The sequence below is a fragment of the Microlunatus ginsengisoli genome, assembly GCF_039537205.1.
GTDB classification, from domain to species: domain Bacteria; phylum Actinomycetota; class Actinomycetes; order Propionibacteriales; family Propionibacteriaceae; genus Microlunatus; species Microlunatus ginsengisoli.
Genome location: NZ_BAABAB010000036.1, coordinates 83,664 through 105,391, shown reverse-complemented (window position 1 = coordinate 105,391; position 21,728 = coordinate 83,664). Strand labels below are relative to the sequence as shown.

The 21,728-nt window shown below is 69.0% G+C and carries 26 protein-coding genes; 10 read left to right on the top strand and 16 right to left on the bottom strand.

Going from position 1 to position 21,728, the window contains the following annotated elements; all coding sequences use genetic code 11:
- Nucleotides 1-77: 77 nt before the first annotated feature.
- Complete coding sequence (locus tag ABD747_RS21040; RefSeq protein WP_344808304.1) at nt 78-653, top strand: hypothetical protein; 576 nt, start codon at nt 78-80, stop codon at nt 651-653.
- A 352-nt stretch (nt 654-1,005) separates the two neighbouring features.
- On the opposite strand, the gene ABD747_RS21035 is transcribed toward ABD747_RS21040, so the two are convergent.
- The 3 genes from ABD747_RS21035 to ABD747_RS21025 form a co-directional block, all read right to left on the bottom strand.
- The gene (locus ABD747_RS21035) at nt 1,006-1,686 is read right to left on the bottom strand and encodes a hypothetical protein (protein WP_344808302.1); all 681 of its coding nucleotides are present in this window, start codon (nt 1,684-1,686) and stop codon (nt 1,006-1,008) included.
- 138 nt (nt 1,687-1,824) lie between these two features.
- On the bottom strand, nt 1,825-3,027 hold the full coding sequence (locus ABD747_RS21030) for an ImmA/IrrE family metallo-endopeptidase (RefSeq protein ID WP_344808301.1): 1,203 nt from the start codon (nt 3,025-3,027) through the stop codon (nt 1,825-1,827).
- Nucleotides 3,028-3,133: 106 nt separating this feature from the next.
- Nucleotides 3,134-3,499: a hypothetical protein gene (locus ABD747_RS21025; RefSeq protein WP_344808300.1), complete on the bottom strand. Its 366-nt coding sequence runs from the start codon at nt 3,497-3,499 to the stop codon at nt 3,134-3,136.
- A gap of 172 nt (nt 3,500-3,671) precedes the next feature.
- Between ABD747_RS21025 and ABD747_RS21020 the strand changes: the two genes are divergently transcribed.
- Nucleotides 3,672-4,334: an HD domain-containing protein gene (locus tag ABD747_RS21020; protein WP_344808299.1), complete on the top strand. Its 663-nt coding sequence runs from the start codon at nt 3,672-3,674 to the stop codon at nt 4,332-4,334.
- 1,018 nt (nt 4,335-5,352) lie between these two features.
- Nucleotides 5,353-5,649 (top strand): Dabb family protein, encoded by a 297-nt coding sequence (locus ABD747_RS21015; protein ID WP_344808297.1) that lies wholly within the window; start codon nt 5,353-5,355, stop codon nt 5,647-5,649.
- Between the two features lie 146 nt (nt 5,650-5,795).
- Here ABD747_RS21015 and ABD747_RS21010 read toward each other — a convergent pair whose 3' ends face one another.
- Complete coding sequence (locus tag ABD747_RS21010; RefSeq protein WP_344808295.1) at nt 5,796-6,458, bottom strand: DUF2182 domain-containing protein; 663 nt, start codon at nt 6,456-6,458, stop codon at nt 5,796-5,798.
- Nucleotides 6,459-6,609: 151 nt separating this feature from the next.
- The gene (locus tag ABD747_RS21005; protein ID WP_344808293.1) at nt 6,610-7,212 is read right to left on the bottom strand and encodes a DUF1326 domain-containing protein; all 603 of its coding nucleotides are present in this window, start codon (nt 7,210-7,212) and stop codon (nt 6,610-6,612) included.
- A gap of 434 nt (nt 7,213-7,646) precedes the next feature.
- On the opposite strand from ABD747_RS21005, the gene ABD747_RS21000 reads away from it, so the two are divergent.
- Nucleotides 7,647-8,123 carry a hypothetical protein gene (locus tag ABD747_RS21000; RefSeq protein ID WP_344808291.1) on the top strand — a complete coding sequence of 159 codons (477 nt, stop codon included), beginning with the start codon at nt 7,647-7,649 and terminating at the stop codon, nt 8,121-8,123.
- A 31-nt stretch (nt 8,124-8,154) separates the two neighbouring features.
- Here ABD747_RS21000 and ABD747_RS20995 read toward each other — a convergent pair whose 3' ends face one another.
- The 5 genes from ABD747_RS20995 to ABD747_RS20975 form a co-directional block, all read right to left on the bottom strand.
- Nucleotides 8,155-9,207 carry a hypothetical protein gene (locus tag ABD747_RS20995; RefSeq protein WP_344808289.1) on the bottom strand — a complete coding sequence of 351 codons (1,053 nt, stop codon included), beginning with the start codon at nt 9,205-9,207 and terminating at the stop codon, nt 8,155-8,157.
- Nucleotides 9,208-9,290: 83 nt separating this feature from the next.
- Nucleotides 9,291-9,947, bottom strand: coding sequence for a hypothetical protein (locus tag ABD747_RS20990; RefSeq protein WP_344808287.1), 657 nt, complete (start codon nt 9,945-9,947; stop codon nt 9,291-9,293).
- A 164-nt stretch (nt 9,948-10,111) separates the two neighbouring features.
- On the bottom strand, nt 10,112-10,750 hold the full coding sequence (locus tag ABD747_RS20985) for a hypothetical protein (RefSeq protein WP_344808285.1): 639 nt from the start codon (nt 10,748-10,750) through the stop codon (nt 10,112-10,114).
- A 175-nt stretch (nt 10,751-10,925) separates the two neighbouring features.
- On the bottom strand, nt 10,926-11,069 hold the full coding sequence (locus tag ABD747_RS20980; RefSeq protein WP_344808283.1) for a hypothetical protein: 144 nt from the start codon (nt 11,067-11,069) through the stop codon (nt 10,926-10,928).
- 259 nt (nt 11,070-11,328) lie between these two features.
- Nucleotides 11,329-11,934 (bottom strand): dihydrofolate reductase family protein, encoded by a 606-nt coding sequence (locus tag ABD747_RS20975; RefSeq protein ID WP_344808281.1) that lies wholly within the window; start codon nt 11,932-11,934, stop codon nt 11,329-11,331.
- Between the two features lie 818 nt (nt 11,935-12,752).
- Here ABD747_RS20975 and ABD747_RS20970 point away from each other — a divergent pair.
- Both ABD747_RS20970 and ABD747_RS20965 read left to right on the top strand, forming a co-directional pair.
- Entirely contained in the window at nt 12,753-13,778 is a 1,026-nt protein-coding gene (locus ABD747_RS20970; RefSeq protein ID WP_344808279.1) for a metallophosphoesterase, read from the top strand.
- Nucleotides 13,779-14,138: 360 nt separating this feature from the next.
- Nucleotides 14,139-14,645, top strand: a complete 507-nt coding sequence (locus ABD747_RS20965; protein ID WP_344808277.1) for a DUF1269 domain-containing protein — start codon at nt 14,139-14,141, stop codon at nt 14,643-14,645.
- Between the two features lie 526 nt (nt 14,646-15,171).
- Here the strand turns inward: ABD747_RS20965 and ABD747_RS20960 are convergent.
- The 5 genes from ABD747_RS20960 to ABD747_RS20940 form a co-directional block, all read right to left on the bottom strand.
- On the bottom strand, nt 15,172-15,636 hold the full coding sequence (locus ABD747_RS20960) for a hypothetical protein (RefSeq protein ID WP_344808275.1): 465 nt from the start codon (nt 15,634-15,636) through the stop codon (nt 15,172-15,174).
- Nucleotides 15,637-16,453: 817 nt separating this feature from the next.
- On the bottom strand, nt 16,454-17,041 hold the full coding sequence (locus tag ABD747_RS20955; RefSeq protein ID WP_344808273.1) for an HD domain-containing protein: 588 nt from the start codon (nt 17,039-17,041) through the stop codon (nt 16,454-16,456).
- Nucleotides 17,042-17,052: 11 nt separating this feature from the next.
- Entirely contained in the window at nt 17,053-17,214 is a 162-nt protein-coding gene (locus ABD747_RS20950; RefSeq protein WP_344808271.1) for a hypothetical protein, read from the bottom strand.
- Nucleotides 17,196-17,372 carry a hypothetical protein gene (locus ABD747_RS26765; RefSeq protein ID WP_425562567.1) on the bottom strand — a complete coding sequence of 59 codons (177 nt, stop codon included), beginning with the start codon at nt 17,370-17,372 and terminating at the stop codon, nt 17,196-17,198. The genes ABD747_RS20950 and ABD747_RS26765 overlap by 19 nt, the downstream gene beginning before the upstream one ends.
- Before the next feature lie 448 nt (nt 17,373-17,820).
- On the bottom strand, nt 17,821-18,327 hold the full coding sequence (locus ABD747_RS20940) for a DUF1269 domain-containing protein (protein ID WP_344808267.1): 507 nt from the start codon (nt 18,325-18,327) through the stop codon (nt 17,821-17,823).
- Nucleotides 18,328-18,656: 329 nt separating this feature from the next.
- On the opposite strand from ABD747_RS20940, the gene ABD747_RS20935 reads away from it, so the two are divergent.
- From ABD747_RS20935 to ABD747_RS20925, 3 genes are all read left to right on the top strand, one after another.
- Entirely contained in the window at nt 18,657-19,856 is a 1,200-nt protein-coding gene (locus ABD747_RS20935) for an inorganic phosphate transporter (RefSeq protein ID WP_344808265.1), read from the top strand.
- Between the two features lie 130 nt (nt 19,857-19,986).
- Complete coding sequence (locus tag ABD747_RS20930) at nt 19,987-20,283, top strand: hypothetical protein (protein WP_344808263.1); 297 nt, start codon at nt 19,987-19,989, stop codon at nt 20,281-20,283.
- Between the two features lie 284 nt (nt 20,284-20,567).
- Nucleotides 20,568-20,720: a hypothetical protein gene (locus ABD747_RS20925; RefSeq protein WP_344808261.1), complete on the top strand. Its 153-nt coding sequence runs from the start codon at nt 20,568-20,570 to the stop codon at nt 20,718-20,720.
- Nucleotides 20,721-20,931: 211 nt separating this feature from the next.
- Here the strand turns inward: ABD747_RS20925 and ABD747_RS20920 are convergent, their stop codons facing one another.
- On the bottom strand, nt 20,932-21,126 hold the full coding sequence (locus tag ABD747_RS20920; RefSeq protein ID WP_344808259.1) for a hypothetical protein: 195 nt from the start codon (nt 21,124-21,126) through the stop codon (nt 20,932-20,934).
- A 71-nt stretch (nt 21,127-21,197) separates the two neighbouring features.
- Between ABD747_RS20920 and ABD747_RS20915 the strand changes: the two genes are divergently transcribed.
- The coding region (locus ABD747_RS20915) for a helix-turn-helix domain-containing protein (protein WP_425562566.1) at nt 21,198-21,728 on the top strand (531 nt) is incomplete at its 3' end.

Genomic DNA, 21,728 nt, shown 5'->3' with positions numbered 1-21,728 from the left:
TCGACCGGCCACCACCCGGGGCCGTTCTCGAGGGGTCAACCGTCGGGGAACGGCGGGCCGCCGCACACCGGGAGGACATGACAGTCAGCACCGGTGCGGTCGTGATCGACCTCGCCACCTACCGAGCGCGGCGTCGGCGCGGAGGCCACCTCCGCCGGCGGCCGGCGCGGCCCGGGCACGACCCCACGCCCCGTGCCACATCCCCCGACGGCGACGCCGCCGCCGCCAGGCACCTCTACGCGCTGCCGGACCCGTGGGTCGCGCCGCCCGGGCGGCCCGTCGACGGGCTGGCGGGCGGCCCGCTGGCACCCGTGCCGGACCCGACGGCCGACGCGCGGGCCGAGCTGAGGTCGGCGTTCGACCGGTTCGGCGCCGGGTACCGGACCGGGTTCGACGGCACGATCGGGTCCGCCCTCGCCGCCGCCGAGGAGCTCGCCGACACCGTCGCCAGGGTCGCCGGCAGCCTCCCGGCCCGACGCCGCCACCAGCTGGCCGTCACCGGCGCCCAGCAGGTCATCTCCGCCATCGGGCGGGGGATGAATACCGGTCCGGTGATCGACGGTCTGGTGACCGCGGTGCTGCGGGAGCAGCAGGCGGCGTGGGACCGCGGGGTGCGCCCCGGCCGGTTCGGCCGACGCGATCGGCCCGACTGACTCGCACATCGGGGGTACCGGCCGTTCACGATCATCTGCCCGCATCGGGGCGACGTTCGATCCAGCGGATCGGGCGAGGCGGCCCGTGGGGCATCGCGGCCTCCCGTCCGCATGGCATGGTGTCGGCGGTGCTGCGCTCCCGAGTCCGCCGCCGCCGCACACCAGAAGGACAGGAGCCCGAGGGGCGGTGCCTCGGCGTCAAGACCGGACGGCCAGCGGCCGGAGCGATCCCTGCTGGCCGGCCGGCACCCACAGACGATCGGGTCCGCATCGGATTTGTCGTCGACAGCTACCTGTGACCGCCGGGGACCAGCGCGCGGGGCCGCATCGAAGGGTCGGCGCCCGCGGAGAATCAGCGGTTCAGGATCGGATCGGCTCGAAGGGCGCCGACGAAGTTGACGAGCGCGGCGTCGTACTCCTTCCGGATCTTTGCGCGCATCTCGGCCAGACCACGTTCCGTCGTCGCCCCGAACGCCACGGCATCGAAACCGGCGTGAAATGCCCCGTCGTCGTCGATGGAGTTCCCCTCCAGAACACGTCCGGGGTAGCCGCCGCGAAGATTGAAGTAGTAGAGCGTCAGCAGATCACGAACCTGATGCCAATACATCACCACGGCGCCGCCACCGGCTGTCGAGGACTGCTCAGGACGCAGCGCCGCAGTCCCGAACCTGAGCTCGAGCAGCGTCTCTAGTGCTCGCGAGTCCACCGAGAAACGTCGATACGCCTCGTCGAGCCGGCCGAGGATGCGCGAGCGTCGGAACGCGGTGGTTCGAAGGTGCCGGCCAGCGTCTTGACAGTTGATGTACATCGTCGCGGCACATACGGCGGTGCGCTCCGCCAGTTCCGAGCGGATGCCGAAATCGCGACTCAGCGCGGCTTGTCGGGCTGTCGCAGCTTCATCCGCGTCCTTGCGCTTCTGCCGGAGGCTGTTCGCCGCAACATACCCCGCAGCCACCGCCGCGAGCGCTGTCACGAGCGCCCCGACAACGGTCACGACGAGCGTCTGGGGGAAGGAGAGGTCCAAAGCGATCACGGCCGGCCACTGTGTCATTCAGCCCCCAATGCCCGGGCGACGGATCGGCGCCCCATCGCCGGTTGCGAGAACACTAGCGGCGGCGTGCGGGGCGCGTAGGCCGTTTGCGGTGCCGGTGCGGATTGAGGACGGCTGCGCTCAGTCGGACGCGGGCCAATCGCCGTCGATGACCTCCTGGAAGACCTTGGTGGCCTTCGTCAGCGACGTCTTCACCCGGGCCACGTTGCCGCCGCTCCAGCCGGCGATGTAGCCGGGGGAGAACGAGTCGTGGTCGGCGGTGTCGTCGTCGGCACCCAGCCAGCGTCTGATCATGTAGGCGCTCGCCTCCGCCTCGGTCTCCATCTCGCCGCGGTGCCACCGGTAGCGGGCCGGATCGTCGGTGTGACCGTGCAGGATGTGGGCCAGCTCGTGCGCCATCGTCTCCACCTTCTGCGCCGTGGTGAGCCGGGGGTCGACCTGCACGGTCCTGGTCGCCGGGTCGGCCCAGCCGTACGCGCCGCCGCCCCGCCGCGGGTCGACCGTCGCCGTCTCGGCCTCGACCAGCCGGTAGCCGCAGTTCTCGATCCGGTTCTTCAGGCCGCTGTACGCGCCGGGCCGGACCTTGCCGTCGGTCATCACCGCGATCCGCACGTCGGGCACGTCGGGACCTTCGGTCTGGGTGATGTCGAACTCGGCGACCGGGGTGATGCCGACGAGACGGCGGTCCTCCTGCTCCTCGCCGGTGTCGGGATCGGTCAGGATCACCCTGCGGGTGCGGGGACCGTTGATCCAGATCGCCGACTCGCCGCCCTTGGGGTGACGGCCGAACTCCCGGTCCCACGCGGCGGCGGTCATCACCATGATCGGCGGCAGCTCCCCGACCGGCGTGCCGGACTCGGCGGCCAGCTGTTTGCGGCGGCCCTCGATCTGCCACAGGGCGAGCAGCTGGTTGCCGAACGACCACCGCGGCATCCGGTTCTGCGCGACCCGGTCCAGCCACGCCTGCAGCCGGCCCGACGACACCACCTGCTCGATCGCCTCGGTCAGGTCTGCCTCGAGCCGCTCGGCACGCAGCTTCCTGTTCACGCTGGTGTAGCGGAAGGCGGTGCTCGGGTCGTCGGCGGGTGAGCCGCAGTCGTGCACGCCGCCGGGCCGGCCGCAGCGGCCGCACGCCGGCCGGACGTCGGACCCGACCGCGTCGGCGCCGTGTGCCGTGACGTCGGCGGCGTCCAGTTCGGTCCGTGACTCGTCGCCGATCTCCTCGGCGAACTGCCCGCCGACCGGCGAGCCTTTCGGCCGGCGGCGCCGGCCGGCCGCCATGCCCGTGGACGGACTCGTGATGTGGGTTCCGGTGAAGCTCATGCCTACCGGTGTGCGGCGACGTTCGATCCGCACCCGTCGGCCGGGACTGATCGTCCCCGGGCGGCCGATGACGGTTCCCGCCCCTCCGCACCGCTCGGCAGTTGGTTCAGGCCGTCGCGATGGCATCGGCTCGGGTCGCGTGCCGACCGTCCCCGTCGACGACGGCGAGAGGGCGCTGTTGCACGCCCCGCCGCCAGAACTCGGTCCGCCCGGTGACGTACTCGACGGCCGGGCCGTCGGCGCGGTGCCGGACCCCGTCGACCCACCATTCCCGGCTGCCGTCGGTGAACTCGATCGCCGGCCCGTCGGTGCGGTGCAGCAGGCCGGCCCGGCGCCATTCCCGGTCGCCGTTGGAGCCGATCCAGGCGGGTCCGTCGGCGCGGTGCAGGCGCCCGTCGCGCCGGTACTCGAGGTCGCCGAACTGGTTCCGATACACGCTCGACGGGTCGGTCGGGTCGGGCTCGCTGTTCACGCCGTGACCGTGCGCGGCACCAGCTCCTCCGACGACGGTCAGCCTCGGACCTCGCTCGGCAACCCCCAACGACACGGCAGGCACCGGCGCCGTGCGAACGGGCCCTCTGTGAACAAGCGCTGGGCGAACGGGCGCTGGGCGGATCCGTGACTCCGCCGCACACCTGCAGGTCATGAGCCGTGCAGTCGTCCTCCACCCGCCCGCACGCGGCGCGGCGGCGGAGCACAGCGTCCCCGCCGTGGACGCCGGCCCGGTCGTCCGGCTCGCCGACCTGTGTCTCGAGTTCGGCCGGGTCGAGCGGCTGTGCCGGCACCCGGACGGCGTCCGGCAGGAGACCGACACCGACCACACCGTCATGCTGGGTGTGGTGGGCTGCGCGTTCGCTGCCCGGCACCTGCCGTGGCTCGACCCGGGTCTGGTCGCGCAGTACGCGCTGGTGCACGACCTGGTCGAGGTGTACGCCGGGGACACCGTGACGCTCCGGATCGACGCCGCCACCCGCCGGCGCAAGCAGGCCGCCGAAGCCGCGGCCGCGGCCCGGCTCCGCGCCGAGTTCGGCGGCGCCCTGCCGTGGCTGCCGGACACGATCGCCGCCTACGAGGACCGGGCCGCGCCGGAGGCCCGCTACGTCAAGGCCCTGGACAAGCTGCTGCCGAAGATCACCCACCTGCTCAACGACGCCGTGGTGCTCCGTGACGAGGGGATGGGCCGGGCCGAGCTGGCCGCCCGCTACGCCGCGCAGCTGGTCGAGCTGCACGGCTACGCCTCCGACTTCCCGCCCCTGTTCGAGCTCCGCCGCCAGCTGCTCGACCTGCTCTGGGACGCGGTCGCGTGATCATCGGCCGGCAGCGGCCCGCCGCACGCGGACCGGGGGCGGAGTCCTGTCCCGTCCTGGCGTCCGGTCCCGGCCCGCCGGTCGGCGCACGGCTGGATGCCGGCCGGTAGGCCGCGACGGACCGATCGCGAGTCCGGTGCCCATATTCGATGAGCCTCGGCTGGCGCCTCGGCACGGCCCGGTCCGGCCGGCGTCTCGTGTCCGGCTGGCGCCTCGGCCGTCTCGCGCGGCGGTTCGTGTCGGCTGGCGCCTCGGCACGTCCGGCGTCTCGTGTCCGGTTCGGCTGGCGTCTCGTCTCGCGGGTCCCGTGTTCGGTACGACCGGCGTGTCGTGTCCGGCTGGCGTCTCGAGCCGCGTCACGTGTCCGGTTCGGCCGGCGTCTCGTCGCGTCCCCTTCCGGTTCGCGGCCTGGGGCGTCCCGCCGGGCCCTGGCGTATCCAGCCTCCGGTCCATCTCCTGGCGCCGCCTGATGCACCGTTCCGGACACGGATGGCACGCCGTCCCGGCATCCGCGCCCGGTCCCCGGGGCCCCCTCTTCCCGGCCCTCGTTCCCGTCCGGCAGCCGACCCGTCCGCCGGGCCGGTCAGCGTCGCGGTGGCGCACCGCCGAGCGCAGCGAGGCCGCGGCCGGGAGACGGGGCTCTGGCACGCCCACGGGTGGTTGGCAATCCCAACCAATTACGCAGTGTGCAATGTTTGGTTGCGACACCGGTCCGCATCGTGCCGGCGGCCGGGGCTGCAGTGCGCACCGTCCGCCCTGAGTGCGTAGACGCGGACGACACCGCCCGAACACGCCCGGCCGGCCGCTGGGCGAAAGGTTCGATGCGTAGCCCAAGACCGCCGAGGGTGCCGTGGCCCGCCGCTACGATGCGAGTTCGTGGGCTGACGGCGCAGCGGTGGTCGGAGGACGCCCGTGTCCGGTGGCCGCGTCGGACGCAATTTACGATCATGTTCTGGACGCCGTCGCCGGCACGCCACGACGCCCGACGTCCCTCTGACCCCACGTCCGCAGGAGCGCAATGGCCATCGAACACACCGTCGTCTTCCGACTGATCCACCCGGCCGGCTCGTCGCAGGAGACGGAGTTTCTCGACAGCGCCCGGCGGACCCTGACCGCGATTCCCGGTGTCACCGACTTCGTGATCAAGCAGCAGTGCAGCCCGAAGAGCGACCTGGCCTGGCAGTTCTCGATGAGGTTCGCCGACCAGTCCGCCTACGACGCGTACAACGCGCATCCGGCGCATGTCGCTTTCGTCGAGCAGCGCTGGCAGACCGAGGTGGCCGCCTTCCAGGAGTACGACTTCGTTCCGCGCTGACAACAACCAGGCGAAGAGCCTGCTAGCAGGCAGACCTCGCCCGCCGAAATCGTCGATCGAGTTCGGGCCGAGTCCGTGGGATGAGCTAGATGCTGAGCCGACGCCGGAACTCTTGCACGTTACGGCTCGGCGACCGCTGAGCTGAGTCACCGCATCGGGCGGGGGATCGGCATCAGGAAGCCGGCCAGGACGTCGGGTGAGGTGATCACGAGCACGCCGAGGACGACGAGTACGGCGGTGACTCCATAGGTTGCGACTCGTCGCCAGGGGAGTGTCTTCTCGACCGCGATCAGGGCTGCGACGAGCACCATCCACAGGGGGCTCATGAAGCCTAGAGCGAACAGGGACGCCATCAGCGCCCAGCAACAGCCGACGCACCAGGCCCCGTTCCGCATCCCCATGCGGAGCGCGCCCAAGCGCCCGTCCCGCCACGATCCGAGCAGTAGACCCAGCGGGCTGCGACACTTGCTGAGGCAGACGTTCTTCAACGGCGTGAGCTCGTAGGCCGCGGCAACCAGAAGTGTCGCCCCGGTCAGGAAACGACCGCCGCGCTCCCAGGCGAAATCTCCGGCGAGCGCGGGTCCGAGCAGTCCAACCAGGAACGCGACGACACCGGCACCGGTCCAGGTGAGCAGGTAGCCGGCAACGAAGAAGGACGACGCCATCGGCTTACGGCTCATCTTCGAGTACAGCGCGACGGTCGGGGCAACCGACGGGAACATCATCGCCGCCATCATCACGATCCACACACCCAGGAACCAGCCGAACGTGCCCAGACTCGTCCACGGCCCGCTGGCCATCCCCGCCATCTGACGCAGAATCCACCACCACCCAGCAGCGGCGAGGACCAGCAGGAGTGCGACAAGTCCGAGCCGAACCCGGCTGGCCGCATAAGCGGGCCGAAGGCCTGAGCTCTCGGCCGTCCGTGCCTCCTCAGCGCGGCTCATTCGAGCAAGCGGCTCACGCGGCCCAGGAGAAGTCCGACTTCGATAGTCCGGTCTTTCCCTCGTAGTCGATGCCGAACGCGCTGATCCGTGATCGTTTCGCCTCCGCCATGGTCAGGTCCGAACCGACCGGATGGAACATTCCGGAGAAGCGGACCGGCTCGCCTGTCTCGACGCCGAAGGGGACGATGTCCTCGATTTCGAAGTCGATCATGTCGCCGACCCGGACGCTGTGCCGCAGCCCGTTGTCCTCGACGGTGATGGTGGCGCGCTCAACTCCCAGCATTTCTCCGATCAGCGGAGCCAGACCAGCCATCGGCCCTCCGAGTTGACCGCTGAAGACCTGAACCAACCGGTTGAACTGTTCCTCGCTGGCGGCGTCGTGAACGAACACGCCGACGCGCCAGTTGCCCTCGGTCATCACCTTCGGTGTGTCGGCGATCAACGCCACCCTGCAGCCGGCGACGTCGGTCCCCTCGATAGAACCGTCCCGGATGTTGAAGACCAGTGTGACCCGGCAGTAGTCGTAGGTCGCGCCATGATCGAGGGACAGGTTGCACGGGCACATCAACTCACACGAGCAGGTCTCGACGTAGCTCCCCTTCAGGTTCCAAGACATGACAACCCCCTCGATCCAGTGTTTCCCCGCCGCGAGCACCTGTCAACGCGCCACGACAACGCCAACACCTCCGGGCTGGACACCGGCGGACCAAGCGAGCCGTCGGAGTCGTGAGCCGACCAGGTGCGCAAACCAACTCCCCGGCGTGCAGACCCACCCTGTCGCGGCGACGGAGTGACGACGCCAAAAGCGCGGCAGGTCTGAGGATGAGCGCCAGGCGCTTTCGATATGCGTGCAGCCCACCGAACCTCGCTGAGTTGTGCCCGGCCCGCCGCAACGATCCGCCTTTGTGACGGGCGGCCAGGCGCCCGTCAGGGCGAGCGCGGCGGCTCCGAGAGCCCGACCGAATCACCAGTCCGATCCTGCAGCCGTCGACCGGGCGTCAGCACGGATAGCTCGCACCACGGACAACAGACAACACCTACGCTCGGGCCATGGCAGGTGTCGCGGACGGGGTGGCGTGGCAGGAACTGATCGCCGACGAGCTCGCCCGCGAGCCTGTCGTCGTGGTCCGTGACCTGGTGGCCCGCGAGGCCCGCGGTCAGCCGACCCGGGCCCAGCTGAACGCGGCCCTCCGGGCGGCGAACCGCTACGCCGCCAGCGGGCGCGCGGTGATCGTCCGGGTGCCGTCCGACGCCGCCAACCGGGCCCGGGTGTTGACCCTGGTCCGGACCGGCGAAACGCCGCCCATCGCCAGCCGCGGGCCGCGCCGCGGCCGCGCCCGCAGCGACCTCGTCATCGCCCGCGGACTGGTGCGGACCGTCGACGGCGTGGTGCCGGCGGCACGGCTGATCGACCCCGCCAAGATCGCGCCGGAGGAGGCCCGCTCGCTGGCCGCCTCACTGGACGACCCGATCGAGGAACTGGTCCGGCTCCATGTTTGGCTGACCGCCCGCGGCCGCGAGGACTGACATCGGTCCGTGCGCAGCGATACACATCGAACTATGCGGGTCGCCAACGGGTCGTGGAACGTGTCGGCTGGGTCGCGATCCAGGTTGTCGGGTTCTCGGCTTGGCTGAGCGCGTCGGTGAGCCAGATGGTGACGTCCGGTTCCCAGCCTGCGAGCACGGTCATCCCACCGGCCGCCGGGAGGGCTCTGCCCGCGCCGCTGAGGTAGGCCAGGACGGTGAGGTGAACGCCGTCGTAGTCGTGGGCGACTCGGGGCCAGTCCGGGAGCAGCCAGCGGTGGTCGCGGCCGGTGAGTGCGTGCCACGACCGGCCGCGGGACGCACCGACATCGAGGGGATAGGCCTCGACGAGCGCGGTCCAGTCCTCAACGCCGCCGACCTCGTACACCCGTGCCTCCGGCCGGGGTTGCAGCCGGGCCACTCGGGCGCGGTGCCAGCCCTGCGAATCCTCCACCAGCGCCAGCTGTATTGCCGCCACATGCCGCGACGACGGTGCGGTGGTCACCACGTCCCACCGGTTCGGTGTCGACCACCACACGCTCCCGGGCTGCTGGGCTTCACGACGCCATTCCGTCAGCCGATCGGTGACGCCGGTCAGCGGCGGAGGCGTCGCCCGGGTGGCCCGTTCGTCCTCGATCCACGACACGTACGGCTGATCATTCGCGAGGTACGGCCGAGTCCACCACCCGGCGTCCGGTGCCGCCGCGACAGCGGCCGCGACCGGCCTCAACGCGTCGGTCACGGTCGGATCGTCAGCGGCCTTCTCCTGGTCGCCCGGAGGCTGCCAGTACGCCGCTTCTCCCACCACGTCCGCCAACGTCTCGAGCAGCCGTCGCCCCTTGAGTTTCTTGGCCGGCACCGCCGCTCGGGCAGCGACGGCCAGCGCCAACGCCGCCGACGTGTCGGGGGTCCACAGCCGGCCGGACATCCACACGACCCGGTTGCCGTCCCCGCCGACGTCGGGCCGGCGCTTCGCCAGATAGGTGGCGGTGATCACCTCGAACGGGTCGGTCCCGGAGACGTACAGACAGAGATCGCGGCCGCGGGGACCGGCCAGCAACCGGTCCGCGAGCTCGGTCTGCTCCACTCAGCAGACGATAGGGAATCTCACCGTGGAGCGCGCCGGATTTGGCCGAAAGATGACCGCGGACGGCCCTGCGGCCGCAGGGGTCACCAGCTGGAGGCGAACGCGTACCAGGGGCCGTGCAGGTGGGTGAACTCGGGCGACTCGAACCAGCCGGTGTCGAGGTCGTCGGGGATGCCGTTCGGCAGATAGGCGACTCCGCCGTCGTCGATGAGACCTGAACCCGCGGAATCCCAGAACAGGTATCCGCCGGGGAACTGGCTGCACTCGTTGACGAGATAGGTGCCGATCACCGTGGGGCACGGATCGAGCTCGGACCAACCCTCGTCCTCATCATCGGGATCGGCAGGACGAAGCGTCGGCGGTCCGGCCCGCTCGACGATCGCGTTGAAGACCGGCTCGCTCAGCAGCCACCGCGCTTTGATCGGCAGCGTGGTGAAGCCGAGCGCCACCAGCGGAAGCACCACGATCGGCGTGATCAGCACGACCAGCGGCGGCCGCTGCCTGCGCAGGACCGCCAACACGGCGAGGCAAAGCCACCACACGCCCAGGCCGAACAGCACGGACGCGGCGAACGCCAACGGGAAGAACGGGGCGGCCAGATTGCTGCTGGCCCACAGCCAGACACCGATGGCCAGCGCGAGACAGACACTAAAGCCCACCCGCCGCGACGCACGGGCGCGTGGCCGGGTCGCTGGTTGGACCCGGCTGTCGTCGGCCACGGTCTGAGATGGAACTTCCACCCGTCGAGTATGAGGTTCTAGCCGCCCTCCTGCGGCCATCCGTCGCCAACCGCCGTCCGTTGGTCTCGCAACCCGGAGGATCGCGGCAGCGCTAATCGGCTCGACGAGTTGTGCCGGCGATCGACGAGGCGAGCCGGCGGCGCTGCCAGTCCAATCGCGCGCGCCTATTCGGTCTTCGCGCGTCGCGGCTTGTAGTCGGAGCGCGGGCTGGCGGTGTCCCAGGCGAGTTCCTTCAACTCCTCACGCAACTCGGCAAGCGACGGATGCTCCGCAGCTTCCAATCCTGCTCGTGCCCGCAACACATCGACGGTTCGGCACATGCGGGCCAGCCCACGACGGCCGCTGAACCGTCCCAGCTCCCACAGGTGAACGGTGCGTTCCAGGTACGGGCTCGACCCGCAGGTGATCACCGGTTCGAAGCGCCGTGCCCGTGCTGCGAGCAGCTCGTCGAGAATCGGCAGCTCGATCAGAGCGAAGCTGTCGTCGCTCACGCCGACGCGAATCGAGGAGATCTCGTCCCATCGGAGGTGCCTGGGTTCCTCCCCCTTCCGGCGGACTATTCCAGTGCTGTCGGCCGCGACGCTGCACACCCAGTGAGGGCCAGCGATCCACGCGGGACCCATCAACGACCAGGCAAGAAAGAGCAGGAGCGACCACGTCCAACCCGACTCTTCGAAGCCGGCAACCAACCAGACGACACCGAGCAACGTCCACAACACGAAGAAGCCCACAGCCACGAAGTAGAACGGATGCACGCCTCCATGCAGCCGCTTCGTCGGCTCGCTGCGACCGCTGTCCGTCATGGCGGCAAGTATGACGGCGCTCCGAAAGCGTTGCCCAGTCCAGGAGCGAGCGGCCACGGCCCAGGTCGACAGCCGCCCGATCGGTGACGGCCAACCGGGAGTTGGCGCGACACCGGACAGCACCGACGGGCCAGTGGACGGTTCCAAGCGTCTGCCCGAACCCACGGATCGGGGATCAGGCAGTCCGGAGCGGCTCCGCGACCGGGCGCTCAGGTTCGAGCACGAGCTGAACCGCGCCGATCACTACCCAGGCAATCGCGATCGCCAGCCTCGGCCAGTCGAAATCCACCACTGCCCAGACGACCAGCGCGAGTCCCAAGATCACGAAGCCGACGTGCAGCTAAAACGAACGGACTCCACGTCCAACACGACGACGTCGATGACGCTGAGACACCTGACCCGATGTCAGCCCGGTGTGGTTGAACGATCGTCGAGCCCTCCGTCCTGCGCAGCGCGAAGGCTCTACACGGCTCGGAGGGGGAATGGACGCGCCCAGGCGGGAGGCACGCAGAGTTGTCGGCGCCCCGACCTGAGACGATGCCGTCCGATGGCGCTCGGCAGCTACGGACCGGGCGACGTCACGCGGGGCTGTCGAGCGGAGGGTGGTCGAGCACGCGTGGCCTGTATTCGACCAACTGGATGCGGCCATCGAAGGTCCGGTGGTCGATCATCTGGAGGGCGATGTCGGGATAGCCGTCGTAGATACGTTCTGCGCCGGTCGCCCCGGTGATCACCGGGAACATCCCGACCCGGAAGCGGTCGACGAGTCCGGCTCGCAGCAGCGACCGGCACAGGCTGAGGCTGCCGATCGTGCTGAGCAGCCTCGAGCCGTTCTCCTTCAGAGCGCGGACCGCCTCGACGGCGTCGTCGCGGACGAGCGTGCAGTTGGCCCACGCCAATGGTTCCTCGAGCGAGGAGGAGAACACCACCTTGGACGCTTGCGTGAGCTGGTTGACCGACGACTCCTCCTCGGCCCTGAACCCGTCCTGGCCATCCGGCACCTCGCCGGCGGCGAAGCCCGACATCAGGCGGTAGGTGTTCGCGCCCATCAGGTAGGTGACCTCGGGCTGCTCGCCGAGCCACGCGAGGTACTCCGGGCCTTCGAGGCCCCAAAAACCAGGCCACCCCTCTCCCGATGCGTAGCCGTCGAGGGAGGTGATGAAGTCGACGCGAAGCTCTGACACGGTGGTGTCCTCCTTTGCTGTCACCAGCTTGGACCGGCCGGAGCCACGAACTCATCGGGTGCATGAGGTTCCGGTGAGCGAATTGGCCCCGACGAGGGCGTCGAGCGTCCCGCGACGAGATCGGATCAGCGGCAGCCAGCTCGGTCAGGTATCTCGGCCCGGTCGACCACGGCCGGGCGGAGGCCGTCGAGGAGCCCACGTCCGAGTCGCGGGTGCCGAACGTCCGGGGAAGGGCCAGCGGCGGAAGCCCGATCCCCGGCGCCGGTCACACCGCGACGTGAATCCGTCTGAGCGGAAGTCGATCCGTCGGCGATCCGGGCGACCGACCCGGCGTCCGCCTCGAAACCCGCGATTGCGGCGGACAGGTCGATCACCGCGAGCAGGCCGGCAAGGTCCCACAATCCGGCTGCGCCGGACAGAGCCCGCGACGGCTCCAATGCCGGTACACCGGTCAGACTCGTTGCGCTGTTCCGGATCTGCGTCTCCCCAACCGGCGGCCGTTCGGCCCCGGCTGGGAAGCCCGTGTCACAGCCGGCGGCCCTCGTAGCGCGGGCAGTTGTGACAGTTCGCCATGCCGGGTCGGGAAGCCGTGTTCGAACCCTTTCCGGATCCGCGATTGGGCGCCGGGGTCACACACGCCTTCTTCGGCATGACTCGTTGTTGACTGCCCACGCCGCGTGCGGCTCTGTGTCGGGCAAGCCCTTGGTGCGATCGTGGCCGGCTCGTTCGATATTGCTCTGATCGTCACCTGGTGGTCCGCTGCCCGTTACCTGTGGCCGACAGGCTCGGTCGAGTTCCCGGGCACGGAGGAGACAGTGATGCGCCGACGTTTGACGATCCTGGCCGCGATGATGATCACGGTCGGATCCCTGATCGTGGGCGCCTCGAGTTCATCGGCGGCGCCACACCGAGCCACCGGCCGCGATCACGGATCCACGTTCGCGGTGATCGGCGACATTCCCTACGGTGCAGCGGAGATCGCACAGTTCCCGGCCGTCGTGGACCAGATCAACAGCGACCCTTCCGTTTCGTGGGTGGTGCACCTGGGCGACATCAAGAACGGCTCGTCCGTATGCAGCGACGACTATTTCGCCATGATCAAGAAGGACTTCGACGGCTTCGCCGACCCTCTCGTGTACACCGTCGGGGACAACGAGTGGACCGACTGCCACCGTCCCAACAATGGGTCGTACAACCCGCTGGAGCGGCTGTCCAAGGTCCGGCAGGTCTTCTTCGCCCGTCCCGGGTTCACTCTCGGCCGACCCGAGCGGGTGGACTCGGAGGCGGCCGCCGGCTACCCGGAGAATGTCCGGTTCGTCCGCAGCGGAGTCTCATTCGCTGCCGTGCATATCGTCGGCAGCAACAACAGCATGGCCCCGTGGACGGGCAACCAGGCGCCGACGCCCGATCAGACCGCTGAGGTGCTCGGCCGAACCGCATCCGACGTGGCCGAGATCCGGGCCGCGTTCGCGACCGCCCGCCGCGGCCACCTGTCGGCGGTGGTGCTGCTCACCCAGGCCGACATGTTCGACCCGACCGCGACCAATCCGGCGTTCGCCGACTACTACGCCTTCCAGCCCGTCGTGCAGGCCATCGCTGCCGAGGCTGCCACGTTTCGTCGGCCGGTCTATCTGTTCAACGGTGACAGCCACGTCTACAACTCTGATCGGCCCCTGGCTCCGGGTTCTGCCTGGCTCGACTTCTACCACGTGAGCGCACCGGCGCGGAACCTGTCGCGGGTCACCGTGGACGGCTCGGACAACGCCAAGGACTATCTGCGGGTGCGGATCGACCCGACCGATCGCCAGGTTCTGTCCTGGAACAGGGTGCCGTTCACCAGCTGACCCGACGGCAGCGTCCCGGGCCGGCGACGGCGATCGGCGTACATCGAATGTGCGCAGGTGATCGTGTGACGCACCGATGCTGCCTTTGCGACGTCGAAAGGCGTCCAACGACCAGTCATCGCCGCCGGCGGGTCCAACGCAGCGGCATCGGGCACCCGCGGGTATCCGTTCGGGCCCCGGGTCGTCGAGTGTTCACGACATCTTCACCGCCGCGCGGCTGATGGGAGTGCCGCGGAACGCCAGCATGAGACGTGGCGGCCGGCCGGCGCTCCGCCGGTCACGGCACTCTGCCGGGGTCCAGGAGGTTCCAGGTCGCGGTGGGCTAGACGTCCGCGCGCTCGCGGGAAAGGTGGTTCGACGGTGGGCAAGGCCAGCGAGACGCGGCATCTCTATGTCGCTGCCTACAGCGACCCGGCGACGGCGGCCGAGGACTGGGATGCACTGAAGCGGCTCGCCGCCGACGATGTGATCCGCGTCGAGGCGCTGGCCCTGGTGACCCGGGACGCCGACGGCAAGATCCACGTCGAGGACACCACAAACGAGCCTGGCGTCGCAGCTGCCGTCGGGGCCGACGCCGGCACGCTGGTGGGTCTGATCTTCCCGCCGTCCCTGATCGCCACGGCGACGGTCGGCGCCGTCGTCGGCGCGGGATCCGGCGCCGTTGTGGATCGGGTCACCAAGCGCGAAGTGGGAGCCGGTGTCGAGTGGATTGTTCCCGTCGGAGGTTCCGGGATCGCGCTGATCTTCGACGATCAGTGGGTGAACGAGGTCGAAAGGTGTCTGCTCCGAGCCGACGAGATCTCGCGCAACCATCTGCACGCCGTCGTTGCGCACGCGCAGGCCGATCCCGCCCTGGCCTCGCCCTAGATCTGCGTCACGGCAGGGCCGTCAGGCGTGTGGTGCGGCGGGCGTTGGTGTGGCCACCCAACCCCGCCGCATCCGCGGCCCGCGATTCGGCGACACCCGTCCGGACGACATTCTCGTTCCGGTGCGCGGCGGCCGCGGCTAGGGTGTCGCCATGGTCGCACCGGCCATCTCTCGCTGCTGGGCCGCTCGGCAGAGCGGTCACGCCTCATTGAGGAGTTGCGCCGAGTGCGTGGCGGGGCGATCGCGGTGGGATTGGGCCCAGGGCCTGGTCGAGCTTGTCCCGGCTGTTGCTGGGTGCGGGATCGGCGTTGGCCGGCAGCTTGGCTGCCGTCTTGAGGTGTTTCTCTTACCGCCCGGGCCGAGTCCGACCTGTTCCAGGCGACCGCCGGCCCGCACCAATCGCGTGACTTTGAGCAGAGTCCACGCCTCGTCAACGTCGACCTTGTTCTCGGTCTCCACGCATTTGCGCACGCGAACAGATCCTCCCGTGAGCTGCGGTGCCACACCTCAAACCGACGACCGCTCGTCAGTTCTTGGGTCGTCGTTTCGGTGTCTGTCGGTTCAGGGTGGCCAGCAGTTGCTGCTTCGACTTTTTGGACGTGCCCGTCAGTCCGCGTGCCCGGGCCTCGGCCTGGAGCTGAACCACAGTCCATGTCTTGTCCGGGACAGTGAGTCCGTCGGCCGCGGTGGGCCCGGTCACCGAACGACCTGCTCCGGCGGCCAAGTTCGGTGCGGCTGCGGCAACCGGCTTCAAGGCCGCGGTGGCACGGTCGAGCTTCCTCTGCAGTCGCTCCACGCGGGCGTCGGAGCGGGAGGCGGCGGTGCGGTGCGCCGCTGCCTGCTTCTTCCAGCGCTCCGCTCTCTCGTTCGCCTTTTCAAGCTTGGTCTCGGTCTTCGTCAGCTGACCACGAACGCTGGACAAGGTCTTCTTCAGATCCCCGTTAGTTGCCGTGAGCTTCTCGATCGCGCGTGCCTTCTTCTTGCTACCCATGCCGCTCCGTTCGTCGCGTCGTAAGCAGGTGGCGTATCCGGATGCTTCGCAAGATGCACCGGTTGATCCATACCCCGGCCGCCGGAATCCAACGCGTTCGCACAGTTAAGAGCGGTCAAGCGGCCGAGCTCGATGGGGCAGCTCGGCAGTCGCGGCTCCGCTCCCCGGGAACGGCGAGGGTGCTCGAGCTTCGTTCCGACGTCGGCTGTACGTCACTGGAGGTTGTGCCTCGAGTCACGGCGCCGAAGCGGTGCAATGTGTGCGCAGTTTGATCACGAGCGCGCTCCTTCCCCAGCGAAGCGGGAGCCCTCAGTCGATCTCCGACCTGTGGCTCGGCCGGCATGACGGTGATGCCACAGCGCCGGCTTGGGCCGAGCGGTCGGGGGCAGGGGTGGCCGGCCGGCGGGTGCCGCTGGTCGACGACGCGGTCGCCCAAGGCAGTGCTGCAGGCGTACACCGCCGAAACGCGCCGCGAGGGCGCGGCCGTGGTCGGCATCTTCAGCGTGGTCGACATGCGCGACGTCGCCAGCTCGGTCAGCCCGGGGGCTGCGGCACTCCGGATCGCCCCGATCAGGGGCTACCTCCCGCTGCTCGATGCGGCCACCGAGCGCGGCGGGCTCGACCCCACGACCCACTGGCTCGCCGTCGACGCCCTGCTGAACCACTGTGAAGACGACGACGCGCGCTGGGCCCGCCCCGACCAGCTACCCGGAGTGGTCGGGCTGCCGACGTACCGCAGCCGCGCGTCGTCGCCGATCTGGTCGCGCAGGTCGCGGCATCCGTCGGCTGATGCCGAATCGCACGCTGAGTGGCAGCATCATCCGTCGGCGTCCGAGGTTGTTCCGGCGGCGGTGGCGAGTCGTTGCTGGACGCGGTCGGCGACGGCGAGGAGGTAGGGCACTCGGTCGACCCGGGCGCGGGCGTTGGGTGAGTCTGGGCCGTGCCGGCTGATCGCCTCGGCGATCCGGTACTCCACCGTCATGGTGCGGCCGTGGGGGCCGACGGTCTGGTCGGCGTAAGTGAGCGCATCGGAGACCGGAGAGTCCTCGAAATCGAAGTCCGCCATTTGGTCGGCGAATCCCCGCTCGACCGGGACGAACCGGGCGCCGGAGTGGTGCGCGACCAGCGCTGTGATCCGGTCCGGCCAGCCCTGCCGGCTGAGATAGATTGCGCCGTCGAGGCGGTGGAAACCGGTCCGCCGGAGTGCCCGGGTGTAGCCGATGTCGTGCAGCCACGCGGAGGCGACCAGGACGTCCCGGTCGGTGACAGGCACGGTGACCGCCACCTGCGCAGCGCGGTGGGCGACTCCCTTGGTGTGGGCCCACCGTTCCGGCATTTGCTTGCGCAGCAGCCGTCGGGCCAGATGCCGGGCCCGGGTCACGGTGTCGTCCTGTCTGCGCGGCATGGACGAGCCGATCAGACGGCTGTCTTTCCGGTCTCGGCTTCGTCATCGACGCCGAGCTGGACCTGCCGTTCGGCGTTGACGTTGTCCGGGTTGATCGCGGTTCGGCGAGTCCGAAGACACATGCCCGCGGAGGCGGCGACCATCCCGGCGAACATCACCAGCACTCCAACCATGCCGCCGATCGCGTCGGTGATGAACCGATCGCGATGATCTTGTTCGACACCGTCGACTCCACCTCGCTCGGGAGGAACGCGCCGACGAGGTTCAGGATGGCCGACAGCCCGCCCGCCACCTTCGGCCTCAACGCGCTGGCCGCGATGGAGGTCGCCATCGCCCTCGCCGTGTCGTCGAACCCGCCGGTGGATGGAAAACCAACGCCGCCGCCACCACGATCTCCAGAATGAACAACGCCTCGTTCACAAGCTTTGATCCTGCAACTACCTTGTCTGCGCCTACCAGGCCCCGGGAAGGTCGTTCACCAAGAGTTCACCGGACGCGGAAGCCCTACGGGCGTTCCGGTCATGGTTTGCTGCGAGCAGCGGGGCAGGGGTCGGACGCGGCGGGGAGCACGGAAGCAGTTCGACGAAGACGGCTGACGACAACCCGGCGTCGACGGCCGGGGGCCTGCGGCGACCCCGTGCTCCGGCGATCCTGGACTGGTGAGCGTGCTGTCGCACCGGTCTCACGCCGGACGGCGGGTCGCGTTCTTTTGGCCCTGTTGAACCGGACGAGACGAGGATCGGGCGAACTGGGTCTCGGTCACGCTCGCCTCCTAGGGCTCATCGATAGATGTCGGGCTCGTCGTTCTTCTTGCCATCGTCGTCCTCGATGTGTTCACGCACGACACGGTCTGCCTTCGTGAGGCCCTGCTCGACCTCGGCGGTTGAGGCGGTGGGGAACAGCACTACGATGCCCGACTGGCCGGGGCCGACCGCCCATTCCACTTCCTCTTGAACCTTGCGTTTCGAGACACGGTCGACGATTTTGCCGGTACCGGCACCGATTCCCGCACCAATCGCCGCGGAGGCGAGCAGCGACGGTGGGAAGATCAGCCCGACGACGGCTCCACCCACAGCTCCGATCGCTGCGCCGACACCGGTCTCGCGTGTGGTGTCTTTGACATGAACCTTGCCGTCCTCGTCGCGGTCGACGAGCGCCAACGCCTCGACGGTGACGGTCTTGTCGTGCGCTGACTGCTTGAGCGCGTTCCACTCCGCTTCCGCAACGGAGGAGTCCGAGTAGGTGGCGATGTAAAGCTCGAGCGGTTCCTCGTCCTTCTTGGGCATGACTGTTCGCTCCTTTGCGCTTCGCAGCAAACGTTGGGATGGCTCTAGCTTGCCCAACTGTCGGGGGAGTGACAAGGGGAGCGGTGCCCGCGCCGGGCGAGCTGGTCGGCTCGTTTGACCCGTCGGTGCCGCGGCGGCGGTTCAGCGTCAACGTCGACTGCCACACGGACGCTCATCCAAGGAACTCATCGGCGGTCGAAACCCTGCCGGCTAGGTCCGCACATCCCTGCCGAGCGGATGCTCGCCGGCGCTGAGGTGCCAAGTGAACTTTGCGTTAACAGCACAGGCGGACCTTTCGCCTTAGCCTGTAGAGGCGTGACGATCGGGTCATGAGCGAGGCCCTGTTCGTGCTGGTCCTGGTCATAGTGACGGCGTTGGCGTTCGACTTCACCAACGGATTCCACGACACGGCGAACGCGATGGCCACATCGATCGCGACCGGGGCCTTGAAACCGAAGGCTGCGGTCATCTTGTCGGCGTGCCTGAACCTGCTCGGTGCGTTCTTGTCGATCGAGGTTGCGCTGACCGTGTCGAACAAGATCATCGCCATTCAGGGACCGAACGGGGCGCCGATACCCGGGTTGACCGGCCTGCCGATCCTGATCATCATCTTCGCCGGGCTGGTCGGCGGCATCGTGTGGAACCTGATCACGTGGCTGTTCGGGCTGCCGTCGTCGTCCTCCCACGCCTTGTTCGGCGGGCTGATCGGCGCTGCGGTCGCCGCCCTCGGTGTTGGCGGGGTGAAGTGGGACGGGGTGATCACGTCGATCGTCGTGCCGGCCGTCGCCTCGCCACTGATCGCTGGGTTTGTCGCCGGGATCGGCACATGGGTCGTGTTCAAGATTGTGACCGGTATTCCTGAGGCGCGCCGCGACGCCGGCTTCCGCTGGGGTCAGGTCGGCTCGGCGTCCCTGGTGTCGCTGGCGCACGGCACCAACGACGCCCAGAAGACGATGGGCGTCATCACCCTCGCGTTGATCGCCTACGGGTCCTGGACCGACGTGCATGCGATCCCGCTCTGGGTGAAGGTGGCGTGCGCGGTGTCGATCGCCGCCGGCACCTGGGTGGGTGGCTGGCGGGTGATCCGCACGATGGGCAAGGGTTTGGTCGAGATCAGCTCACCGCAGGGGATGGCCGCGGAGACGTCGTCGGCGGTCATCATCTTGTCCTCAAGCCATCTCGGCATGGCGCTGTCGACGACCCAGGTCGCCAGCGGGTCCATCCTCGGCTCGGGTGTCGGGCGCCGCGTTCCGGTCCGCTGGGGCGTCTTCGGCCGGATGGTGGTCGCTTGGCTGATCACCCTGCCGGCCGCCGGGCTGGTCGGTGCGGGCTGCTGGTTCGTAGAGAGTTACATCGGCGGTGCGCTCGGCGTCGGCGTCGTGTTCCTGCTGATGGTCACCGTCGCCGCCGGCCTGTACTACCGGTCCCGGCGGACCCCGATCGACCCCGGCAACGTCAATGCCGAGTGGGAGGGCCACCTCGCCGTGACCCAGCCCGCCGACGAGGACAGAATTACTACCGGCGGCTAGAGGGGCCTCTCCAGATGGGCCGCGCATCCCCGGCCGGGCGTCGGCTTGGCCACCATCGACGCCGGATCGCGACGCCCGGGCCCCCTGATCGGGATGGCTCGAGATCCGCTGTCGCCGATGGGACCCGGGCATGACCTGGCACCGACGCCAGTCGGCCCTGGCTTTGGACTGGCAGCTGCTGACGACCCAACAGGTCTGGGTGCTGTTGGCCGTCGCGCACGGCCGGGTCCGGCGGCTGACGGAGTTCGGTGAGCTCGCCGTCCACGAGCTCGACGGTCGGTCGGTGAGTTGGACCGTTACCACACTCGCCGTCCGCCGGCTGGTGGTGATCGATCCCCTCCGGCCGGGGCCGCCGCGGATCACCCGGCGAGGTCGACAGCTTCTCGGCCACGCCGGACTGGTGCCGGCCGAGCCGAGCCTCAACTGACGCGGACTTTTGAAGCTGTCAGGTCCGATGGTGGTGGCCGGTCACGGTCGACAGATGAGGGCTGAACCGATCTGTAGGAGATGATCGTCGCCCGTCGGCGTGGGTCCGCCGTATCCGATCAGAGCGAGGACCTACCCTGGCGGGGCAATCCGACGGTCACGATTGCAAACGACCGGACCGTTCGAACTCGCCATCTTTGGGGAATGGCGCTCAGTTCGTCGGTCGGCAGTGTGTCCGGAACTCGCATCGCACACATCGTTCTGCGAGGCGCGTTCACTGTGGACATGGCCGACGCGCTCGCTCAGGACGAGGTCGAAGATTCCTGCGGTGAGGTTCATGTCAGGGCCCGAATCGGCGAACCGGCAGCCGTCTGTGTCCTGCTCGACCAGGTCCGAAGCCTCGGCGCGACGCTCGACTACCTGTGTGTCGAGGCTTGAACGCCACGCCCCAGGGCGAGGGAGCCGGATGCCGTAGGCACGGCGGTCCTGAGCTGGCGCAGCGCGCGACCTGTGCGGATTGGCCAGCGCCAGTCCCGCGCGATACAACCGGAGCGCCGCCGGCGCGGGCTGCGGCTGCTGAGTGGATGCCGCGCTGTCACGGGCGTCGTCTCGATGTGGAGGGTGAACAGCGCGTGCAGTCTGTCGGAACCTAAATGTCCACGCGCCGCGCCGAGGGCGCCTGCCTGAGGAACGTTTCCTCCATGGTCACGGAAGGACCGCCGTCGACAAAGACGATGTACCCGTCCGCCAACGGCTTCGCATTCGTGACGAATCCCGATGCGACCAGCCGCTCGACGACATGTTCCGCTTCCGCCGCTGTCTCGACGAAGTAACTGCGCGCCATGCAGCACAGGATCACACCACGCCCTAGTGGTGTGTCTGCGAATTAACAAGGCATTTTGATAGACTGGCCGTGTGGTGGCTACGGCGTTGACGGTGAGTGATCATCAGCGGAACGAGCTTGGTCGGATGGCCGCGTCGTCGGTGTTGCCGCATCGTCAGGTGATCCAGGCGCGAGCTTTGTTGTGGGCGGCTGACGGAGTAGCGAACGAGGAGATCGCGCGGCGGTGTGCGGTCGATTCGGATGCGGTGCGTCGCTGGCGTTCTCGGTTCGCCGAAGAGGGTGTCGGCGGGGTCGGGGTGGTCGCCAAGGGGCGCGGCCGGAAGTCGTGGCTGCCGCAGGACACGGTGGCTCGGGTGGTGGAGTTGACATTGACCGAACAGCCGCCGGGTGGGGCCACGCATTGGAGCACTCGGTCGATGGCCGAGCGGGTCAGGGTGGGCAAGGACACAGTCGCGCAGATCTGGGCAGATCACGAGCTGAAGCCGTGGAAGGTGGATGTTTTCAAGCTCAGCAACGATCCCGACTTCGAGGCGAAACTGGTTGACGTGGTCGGGCTGTACTTGGCGCCGCCGGCCCGGGCGGTGCTGTTCAGTTTCGATGAG

What these genes read in the sequence shown, in the direction of transcription:
- ABD747_RS20955 (WP_344808273.1), bottom strand. Translation starts at nt 17,041, where the DNA reads ATGCCGCGCAGACAGGACGACACCGTGACCCGGGCCCGGCATCTGGCC.
- ABD747_RS21015 (WP_344808297.1), top strand. Translation starts at nt 5,353, where the DNA reads ATGGCCATCGAACACACCGTCGTCTTCCGACTGATCCACCCGGCCGGC.
- ABD747_RS20985 (WP_344808285.1), bottom strand. Translation starts at nt 10,750, where the DNA reads ATGACGGACAGCGGTCGCAGCGAGCCGACGAAGCGGCTGCATGGAGGC.
- ABD747_RS21020 (WP_344808299.1), top strand. Translation starts at nt 3,672, where the DNA reads ATGAGCCGTGCAGTCGTCCTCCACCCGCCCGCACGCGGCGCGGCGGCG.
- ABD747_RS26765 (WP_425562567.1), bottom strand. Translation starts at nt 17,372, where the DNA reads ATGGCGACCTCCATCGCGGCCAGCGCGTTGAGGCCGAAGGTGGCGGGC.
- ABD747_RS21005 (WP_344808293.1), bottom strand. Translation starts at nt 7,212, where the DNA reads ATGTCTTGGAACCTGAAGGGGAGCTACGTCGAGACCTGCTCGTGTGAG.
- ABD747_RS20960 (WP_344808275.1), bottom strand. Translation starts at nt 15,636, where the DNA reads ATGGGTAGCAAGAAGAAGGCACGCGCGATCGAGAAGCTCACGGCAACT.
- ABD747_RS21010 (WP_344808295.1), bottom strand. Translation starts at nt 6,458, where the DNA reads ATGGCGGGGATGGCCAGCGGGCCGTGGACGAGTCTGGGCACGTTCGGC.
- ABD747_RS20935 (WP_344808265.1), top strand. Translation starts at nt 18,657, where the DNA reads ATGAGCGAGGCCCTGTTCGTGCTGGTCCTGGTCATAGTGACGGCGTTG.
- ABD747_RS21000 (WP_344808291.1), top strand. Translation starts at nt 7,647, where the DNA reads ATGGCAGGTGTCGCGGACGGGGTGGCGTGGCAGGAACTGATCGCCGAC.
- ABD747_RS21030 (WP_344808301.1), bottom strand. Translation starts at nt 3,027, where the DNA reads ATGAGCTTCACCGGAACCCACATCACGAGTCCGTCCACGGGCATGGCG.
- ABD747_RS20925 (WP_344808261.1), top strand. Translation starts at nt 20,568, where the DNA reads ATGGCCGACGCGCTCGCTCAGGACGAGGTCGAAGATTCCTGCGGTGAG.
- ABD747_RS21040 (WP_344808304.1), top strand. Translation starts at nt 78, where the DNA reads ATGACAGTCAGCACCGGTGCGGTCGTGATCGACCTCGCCACCTACCGA.
- ABD747_RS20930 (WP_344808263.1), top strand. Translation starts at nt 19,987, where the DNA reads ATGACCTGGCACCGACGCCAGTCGGCCCTGGCTTTGGACTGGCAGCTG.
- ABD747_RS20940 (WP_344808267.1), bottom strand. Translation starts at nt 18,327, where the DNA reads ATGCCCAAGAAGGACGAGGAACCGCTCGAGCTTTACATCGCCACCTAC.
- ABD747_RS20920 (WP_344808259.1), bottom strand. Translation starts at nt 21,126, where the DNA reads ATGGCGCGCAGTTACTTCGTCGAGACAGCGGCGGAAGCGGAACATGTC.
- ABD747_RS20970 (WP_344808279.1), top strand. Translation starts at nt 12,753, where the DNA reads ATGCGCCGACGTTTGACGATCCTGGCCGCGATGATGATCACGGTCGGA.
- ABD747_RS20950 (WP_344808271.1), bottom strand. Translation starts at nt 17,214, where the DNA reads ATGGTTGGAGTGCTGGTGATGTTCGCCGGGATGGTCGCCGCCTCCGCG.